This window comes from Cellulomonas algicola (assembly GCF_003851725.1).
Taxonomy (GTDB): Bacteria; Actinomycetota; Actinomycetes; order Actinomycetales; family Cellulomonadaceae; genus Cellulomonas; species Cellulomonas algicola.
This window is the reverse complement of record NZ_BHYL01000236.1, coordinates 1-7,363: the sequence shown is the minus strand read 5'-3', so window position 1 is coordinate 7,363 and position 7,363 is coordinate 1. Positions and strand designations below refer to the sequence as shown.

The following is a 7,363-nucleotide window of genomic DNA, read 5'->3' as shown; positions in this document are numbered from 1 at the left end:
CGGTGAGCCCGTGAGCATGCTCGAGGGCCCCGCGGTCGCCGCCGGGCTGCTCGCGGGCGGGATCGTCGGGGCGCCGTCGGCCCGCGCCGCGGTCGCGCTCACCGTCGCGACGGGTGCCGGCGCGGCGTTCGGCGTGATCGACGACCTCACCGAGGACACCGAGGTCCGCCGCAAGGGGCTGCGCGGTCACCTCGGTGCGCTGTCGCGCGGCGAGCTCACGACCGGTGGGCTCAAGGTCCTCGGGATCGGGGCGGCGTCGCTCGTCGCGGCCGCGGTCGCGACGCCCGGGCGTGACGCGTCGGGTGCACGCCGGTCCGCGGTCGGCTGGGCCGTCGACGTCGCCGTCTCGGGAGCGCTCGTCGCCGCGAGCGCGAACCTGCTCAACCTCCTGGACCTGCGCCCGGGCCGTGCGCTCAAGGCGGCGTCGCTCGTCGCGGCACCCCTCGCGGTCGCGGGCGGTGCGGGCGCGGGCGCTGCGGCCGGTGTGCTCGGCACCGCGGGTGCGGCGGGCGAGCAGGACCTCGCGGAGCACGACATGCTCGGCGACGGGGGAGCGAACGCCCTGGGCGCGACGCTCGGCACGGCGCTCGTGCTCGCCGCGCCGCGACCGGTGCGCTGGGCGGCCCTCGGTGTCGTCACCGCGCTCACGCTCGCGAGCGAGAAGGTCAGCTTCACGCAGGTCATCGAGCGCACGCCGGTGCTGCGCGAGATCGACGCGTGGGGACGGCGTCCGGTGGCAGCCACGACCGGTCCTGCGGCGCCCGACGAGGTGCCCGACGCCGAGCCGGCGTCCCCGACCAGCGGCACGGCCGCGGGAGCCGGCCCCGACGGCCGTGACGGGACGGGCGAGGGCGCGGCGTCGTCGACGACCGGACCGCGGTGAGCCCCACCGCTCGCCGCGTCCTGGGCGGGCTCGGCGGTGCCGCGGCGATGATCGCCGCGATCACCGTGCTGAGCCGCGTGCTCGGGTTCGGGCGCTACCTCGTGCAGGCCAGCGCGTTCGGCGTCGGCGCGATCGGCAGCACCTACAACTCCGCCAACCTGCTGCCGAACGTGCTGTTCGAGGCCGCCGCGGGAGGCGCGCTCGCGGGCGCGCTCGTCCCGCTGCTCGCGCTGCCCGTCGCGAAGAACCTCCGCGAGGACGTGGACGCGGTCGCGTCGGCCGCGCTCGGGTGGACGCTCGCGGTGCTCGTGCCGCTCGGGGCGCTGCTCGCGGCGCTCGCGGGACCGATCGCGGCCGTCTGGCCCGACCTCGCCGACCCGCAGCGGGACCTGCTGCGGTACTTCGTCACCGTCTTCGCGGTCCAGGTGCCGCTGTACGGCGTCGCGGTGCTGCTGTACGCGGTGCTGCAGGCGCACAAGAGGTTCTTCTGGCCGGCGTTCGCCCCCGTGATGTCGTCGGTCGTCGTGATCGCGGTGTACGCGACCTACGGCCACCTCGCGGGCGGCGAGCTGAACGACCCCGCGGCCGCGGGCGACACCGCGCTCACGGTGCTCGCGTGGGGCACGACGGCGGGCGTCGCGGTCATGGCCCTGCCGATGTTCTGGCCCGTGCACCGCCTCGGTGTCCGCCTCCGGCCCACGCTGCGGTTCCCGCCGGGGGTCGCACGGCCGTTCGCCGCGCTGGCGTTCGCCGGCGTCGGGTCGCTCGTCGCGCAGCAGCTCACGACCCTCGTCGTCATGCTCGTGGCGTCCTGGCGCGGCGGTGACGGGACGTTCTCGCTGTACGTGTGGTCCCAGCAGGTGTACCTGCTGCCGTACGCGGTGCTCGTGGTGCCGCTCGCGACCTCGACGTTCCCGCGGCTCGCGGCCCGCGCGAAGGACGGTCGCCTCGGCGAGTACGCGTCGATGGCGTCCGCCACGACGCGTGCGGTCGTCGCCGCGGCCGGCGTCGGCGCGGCAGCCGTCGCGGCGGCCGCCCCTGCCGTCGCGGACGTGTTCGGGACGATCGGACGGGACCGCTCCGGCATCGGGGCGATGGCGCCGACGATCACGCTGATGATGCCCGGCCTGGTCGGCTTCGCCGTGATGTTCCACGTGTCGCGTGCGCTGTACGCGCTCGAGCGCGGACGAGCGGCCGTGACGGCCAACGTGATCGGCTGGGCGACCGCCGCCGTCGGGTCGGTCGCGCTCGCCGTGGTCCTCGTGCCCGACGGCCAGGACCTCGCGCGCACGCTCGCGGCCGTCGCGATCGCGGGGAGCGTCGGGATGCTCGTCGGTGGCGTCGCCGCCGTCGTCGCGCTCGCGAGGGCCGCCGGCGGGACGTCGGTCGCGGGTCTCGGCCGGACGACCGTCGTCGTCGTCGCCGCCGGCGTCGTGGCGGCGCTCGCGGGTCGGTGGGTCGTCGACGCCGTCGGCTCGCTCGTCGGGCACGACGTCGGGGCCGCGGTCGGTGCGGCGGCCGGTGGCGGCGTCGTCGCGCTCGTCGTCCTCGGCGGCGCGCTCGCGGTCCTGGACCGGCGCACGCTCACCGACGTCGTGCGCGTCGAGCGCGAGCCCGTCCCCGCGGCGGCCGCCGTGCCGGCCGCTCCTGATCCGACCGACTGACATCCGGACGCCCTGCGTGGCGGGACTCACCCCGCGCGCCTGACCAGACCGACCGCCGCGTCGGGTAGATTGGAAGCCCGTGACAGAGCGCGCGCATCGACTCTCCGGGCGGTCGGACTCCACGACCCGGCACATCTTCGTCACCGGGGGCGTCGCCTCCTCCCTCGGCAAGGGCCTGACGGCATCGAGCCTCGGCCGCCTCCTCCGCTCCCGTGGCCTCCGGGTCACGATGCAGAAGCTCGACCCGTACCTGAACGTCGACCCCGGGACGATGAACCCGTTCCAGCACGGCGAGGTCTTCGTGACCGAGGACGGCGCCGAGACGGACCTCGACGTCGGCCACTACGAGCGGTTCCTCGACGTCGACCTCGTCGGCTCCGCCAACGTGACGACCGGCCAGGTCTACTCGCAGGTGATCGCCAAGGAGCGCCGCGGCGAGTACCTCGGCGACACCGTGCAGGTCATCCCGCACATCACCGACGAGATCAAGACCCGCATGCGCTCGCAGGCGAGCGACGACGTCGACGTGATCATCACCGAGATCGGCGGGACCGTCGGCGACATCGAGTCGCTGCCGTTCCTCGAGGCCGCGCGCCAGGTGCGTCACGACCTCGGCCGCTCCAACGTCTTCTTCCTGCACGTCTCGCTGCTGCCGTACATCGGCCCGTCGGGCGAGCTCAAGACGAAGCCCACCCAGCACTCGGTGGCCGCGCTGCGCAGCATCGGCATCCAGCCGGACGCGATCGTCCTGCGCGCAGACCGCGACGTCCCCGAGGGCACCAAGCGGAAGATCGCGCTGTTCTGCGACGTCGACGTCGAGGGCGTCGTCACCGCGAAGGACGCGCCGAGCATCTACGACATCCCGCGGGTGCTGCACTCCGAGGGGCTCGACGCGTACGTCGTGCAGCGCCTCGGCCTGCCGTTCCGCGACGTCGACTGGTCCGGGTGGGACGAGCTGCTGCACCGCGTGCACCAGCCCGCGCACCAGGTCGAGGTCGCGCTCGTCGGCAAGTACATCGACCTGCCCGACGCGTACCTGTCGGTCACCGAGGCGCTGCGCGCCGGTGGCTTCCACCACGACGCGCGCGTCGTGATCCGGTGGGTCCGGTCCGACGACTGCCAGACCCCCGAGGGTGCCCGGCTCGCGCTCGAGGGCGTGGACGCGGTGCTCGTGCCCGGCGGGTTCGGCGTGCGTGGCATCGAGGGCAAGCTCGGCGCGCTGCGCTGGGCGCGCGAGAACCGGGTGCCGACCCTCGGCATCTGCCTCGGTCTGCAGTGCATGGTCATCGAGTACTCGCGCAACGTGCTGGGCCTCGAGGGTGCGTCGTCGTCCGAGTTCGACGAGAACCCGGCGTACCCCGTCATCGCGACGATGGCCGAGCAGCTCGCGATCGTCGGCGGCGCCGGCGACCTGGGCGGCACCATGCGGCTCGGCTCCTACGAGGCGCGGCTCACGCCCGGCTCGGTCGTCGCGGAGGCGTACGGCAGCGAGACGGTCTCCGAGCGCCACCGGCACCGCTACGAGGTGAACAACGCGTACCGCGACAAGCTCGAGGAGGCCGGGTTCGTCATCTCGGGCGTCTCGCCCGACACGTCGCTGGTCGAGTTCGTGGAGCTCCCGCGCGAGACGCACCCGTACTTCGTCGCGACGCAGGCGCACCCCGAGTTCAAGTCGCGGCCGACGCGCGCGCACCCGCTGTTCGCGGGGCTCGTCGGCGCGGCCCTCGAGCAGCGCACCGACGAGGCCTGATGACAGGCCCGACGGGTCCCGTGGAGGACCGGCACGCACCGCGGCCGGTCGTCTCGCACGAGGTCATCCACCACGGCAAGGTCTGGGACCTCGCGGGGGACGTCGTCGACCTCGGTGACAGCCAGGTGCTGCGCGAGTACGTCGACCACCCCGGCGCGGTCGCAGTCATCGCGCTCGACGACGAGGACCGGGTGCTGCTGCTGTCGCAGTACCGGCACCCCGTGCGGCACGAGCTGTGGGAACCGCCCGCCGGTCTGCTCGACGTCGAGGGCGAGGACCTCGTCGTCGCCGCGGCGCGCGAGCTCGCGGAGGAGGCCGACCTGGTCGCCGGCTCGTGGTGGCGGCTCACGGAGTTCTTCTCGTCGCCCGGCGGGTCCGACGAGCGGATCGTCGTGTTCCTCGCGCGCGACCTGTCGCCCGTCCCGGACATCGACCGCTACGAGCGGGTCGACGAGGAGGCGGCGATGGTGCCCGTGTGGGTCCCGCTGGACGAGGCCGTGGACGCGGTGCTCGCGGGTCGCCTGCACAGCCCGACGACGGTCTCCGGGGTCCTGGCGGCTGCGGCCGCGCGCGCCCGGGACTGGTCGACGCTCACCGAGGTGTCGCCCGCCTGACGCACGACACGACGCGGCGTTCCTGTTCAGCGGCTCGCCGACCGGCGGTACTGCAGGTTGGCGAGCGGGATGAACACGAGCAGGAAGATGCCCGCCCAGATGAGCGTGTAGAGCTCGGCGTGCTGCAGGGGCCACGAGTCCGGCGGCGGGACCTGCGGCGGGATGTTGCCGAACAGCTCGCGCGACGCCTGGGTCACGGCGGAGACCGGGTTCCACTCGGCGAACGTCTGCAGCGGCGCCGGCAGCGTGTTCAGGGGCACGAACGTGTTCGCCACGAACGTCAGCGGGAAGATCACGATGAACGTCGCGTTGTTGAACACCTCCACGCTCGGGACGAGCATGCCGAGCCACGCCATCACCCACGAGATCGCGTAGGCGAACACCAGCAGCAGCAGGAACCCGAGGGCCGCCTCCGCGACCGAGCTGTGGATGCCCCAGCCCACGAGGAGCCCCGTGAGGCTCATGACGACGAGCACGAGGACGTTGTTGACGACGTCCGACAGCGTGCGGCCCGTGAGCACGGCGGACGGCGCCATGGGCAGCGAGCGGAAGCGGTCGATGATGCCCTTCTTGATGTCCTCCGCGAGGCCCGCGCCCGTGATGGTGGCGCCGAAGATGACCGTCTGGGCGAAGATCCCCGCCATGAGGAACTCGCGGTACGCGCCGGGGTCCGCGCCGCCGGGGACGTCGATCGCGCCGCCGAACACGTACGCGAACAGCAGCACGAACATGATGGGCGAGAGCGTGGTGAAGACGAGCAGGTCGGGGACCCGCTTGATCTTGATGATGTTCCGCTTGGCGACGACGTAGGCGTCGGACAGCACGATCGGGGTGGCCATCACTCGCCTCCGGAGGTGGGTCGCAGACCGGTCGTGACGCCGGCGGGCGGCTCCTCGTCGGTCGGGCGGCCGTCGCCCTCGTCCTCGGCCGTCCTGCCGGTGAGCGAGAGGAACACGTCGTCGAGGGTCGGGCGCCGCAGGCCCACGTCGTCGAGCGTGACGCCCGCGTCGCCGAGCACCCGCAGCGACTCGGTCAGGGTGCTCGGGCCGCCGTCGACGGGCATGAGCAACGAGCGGCGGCCGTGGTCGAGCGTCGCCGCGCCGACGCCGAGCGGCTCGAGCAGGCGTCGCGCGTCGTCGAGCCGGGCGGGGTCGCGCACCGTGAGCTCGAGGCGCTCGCCGCCGACCTGCAGCTTGAGCTCGTCCGACGTGCCCTGCGCGATGATGCGGCCGTGGTCGATGACCACGATCTCGTCCGCGAGCAGGTCGGCCTCCTCCAGGTACTGCGTCGTGAGCAGCAGCGTCGTGCCGCCCGCGACGAGGTCCTGGATGACCTCCCACATGTCGGCGCGGCCCCGCGGGTCGAGGCCCGTCGTGGGCTCGTCGAGGAAGATCACCGGCGGGTCGGCCACGAGCGCGCCCGCGAGGTCGAGGCGTCGCCGCATGCCGCCGGAGTACGTCTTCGACGGGCGGTCGGCGGCGTCCTCCAGCCGGAACGCGGCCAGGAGCTCACGCGCACGTGCCTGCGACCTCTTCGCGCCCAGGTGGTAGAGGCGGCCGATCATGTCGAGGTTCTCGAAGCCCGTGAGGTACTCGTCGACCGCCGCGTACTGGCCGGACAGGCCGATGCGGCGACGCACCTCGCGCGGGTGGGTCCGCACGTCCACGCCCGCGACGGTCGCGGAGCCCGCGTCGGGCTGCAGCAGCGTCGCGAGGATGCGGACGATGGTGGTCTTGCCCGCCCCGTTGGGGCCGAGCAGACCGAGCACCGAGCCGGTCGGCACGGTGAGGTCGACGCCGTCGAGCGCCGTGACGTCCTTGTACCGCTTCACCAGGCCGGTGGCGGTGATCGCGTCGGTCATGGCACAGCAGCGTAGGTACCACCGCCCACATTCGTCCCGGTTCCTCCTGCTCGTGCCGGTGAGGGCGGTGCGGACCGCCGCCGCGGGCAGGGCGACGCCACGCAGCAGCGCGTGCCGGACGGCCCGGGTGCCGCCGGACCGTCCGGGCAGGTCACGTCGTCGCGCCGCGACGGACGCGCGCACGCGCGGACCTAGAGTGGTCCGGTGCCCGCAGTCGTCGCCTCCGTGCTGGGCCCCGTGCTCGTGGCCGCCGGCGACCGGTCCGTCTCGCCGGGCGGGCCGCGCGCCCGCGCGCTCGTGGTCGCCCTCGCGCTCGCCGACGGCGCGACGGTGCCGTGGCGCGCGCTCGCGGACGAGCTGTGGCCCGACGACCCGCCGGCCGACCCGCGAGGGGCGCTCCAGACCGTCGTCTCGCGCACGCGTGCCGCGGCGAGCCCGCAGGTCGTCGAGTCGCAGGACGGCGGGTACCGGCTCGGCGGACCGTCGGACCTGTCGGTCGTCCGCCAGGCGTCCGCCGACGCCCGTGCCCTGCTCGTGCGCGACCCGGACGCGGCGCTCGCGCAGGCGCGCGAGGCCGCGGCCCTGTGGCGC

Annotated in this window: 7 protein-coding genes; 5 read left to right on the top strand and 2 right to left on the bottom strand. The window is 74.2% G+C overall.

Annotated elements, in window-relative coordinates; all coding sequences use genetic code 11:
- The 4 genes from CTKZ_RS14750 to CTKZ_RS14735 form a co-directional block, all read left to right on the top strand.
- Window positions 1-883 (top strand): hypothetical protein (locus tag CTKZ_RS14750; RefSeq protein ID WP_235843500.1); only part of this gene is annotated, 883 nt, incomplete at its 5' end.
- The gene (gene murJ, locus CTKZ_RS14745; protein ID WP_124343652.1) at window positions 880-2,547 is read left to right on the top strand and encodes a murein biosynthesis integral membrane protein MurJ; all 1,668 of its coding nucleotides are present in this window, start codon (window positions 880-882) and stop codon (window positions 2,545-2,547) included. The genes CTKZ_RS14750 and murJ, both read left to right, overlap by 4 nt.
- A gap of 79 nt (window positions 2,548-2,626) precedes the next feature.
- The gene (gene pyrG, locus CTKZ_RS14740; protein WP_124343651.1) at window positions 2,627-4,297 is read left to right on the top strand and encodes a CTP synthase; all 1,671 of its coding nucleotides are present in this window, start codon (window positions 2,627-2,629) and stop codon (window positions 4,295-4,297) included.
- Complete coding sequence (locus CTKZ_RS14735; RefSeq protein WP_124343650.1) at window positions 4,297-4,911, top strand: NUDIX domain-containing protein; 615 nt, start codon at window positions 4,297-4,299, stop codon at window positions 4,909-4,911. Before pyrG ends, CTKZ_RS14735 begins: the two co-directional genes overlap by 1 nt.
- A gap of 26 nt (window positions 4,912-4,937) precedes the next feature.
- Here CTKZ_RS14735 and CTKZ_RS14730 read toward each other — a convergent pair whose 3' ends face one another.
- The gene (locus tag CTKZ_RS14730) at window positions 4,938-5,750 is read right to left on the bottom strand and encodes an ABC transporter permease (protein WP_124343649.1); all 813 of its coding nucleotides are present in this window, start codon (window positions 5,748-5,750) and stop codon (window positions 4,938-4,940) included.
- The gene (locus CTKZ_RS14725; RefSeq protein ID WP_124343648.1) at window positions 5,750-6,772 is read right to left on the bottom strand and encodes an ATP-binding cassette domain-containing protein; all 1,023 of its coding nucleotides are present in this window, start codon (window positions 6,770-6,772) and stop codon (window positions 5,750-5,752) included. The genes CTKZ_RS14730 and CTKZ_RS14725 overlap by 1 nt, the downstream gene beginning before the upstream one ends.
- Window positions 6,773-6,976: 204 nt before the next feature.
- Here CTKZ_RS14725 and CTKZ_RS14720 point away from each other — a divergent pair.
- A partial coding sequence (locus tag CTKZ_RS14720) for an AfsR/SARP family transcriptional regulator (RefSeq protein WP_443090079.1) occupies window positions 6,977-7,363 on the top strand: 387 nt, incomplete at its 3' end.

Coding starts and splice junctions, on each gene's coding strand:
- CTKZ_RS14735 (WP_124343650.1), top strand. CDS start 4,297: ATGACAGGCCCGACGGGTCCCGTGGAGGACCGGCACGCACCGCGGCCG.
- CTKZ_RS14730 (WP_124343649.1), bottom strand. CDS start 5,750: ATGGCCACCCCGATCGTGCTGTCCGACGCCTACGTCGTCGCCAAGCGG.
- CTKZ_RS14725 (WP_124343648.1), bottom strand. CDS start 6,772: ATGACCGACGCGATCACCGCCACCGGCCTGGTGAAGCGGTACAAGGAC.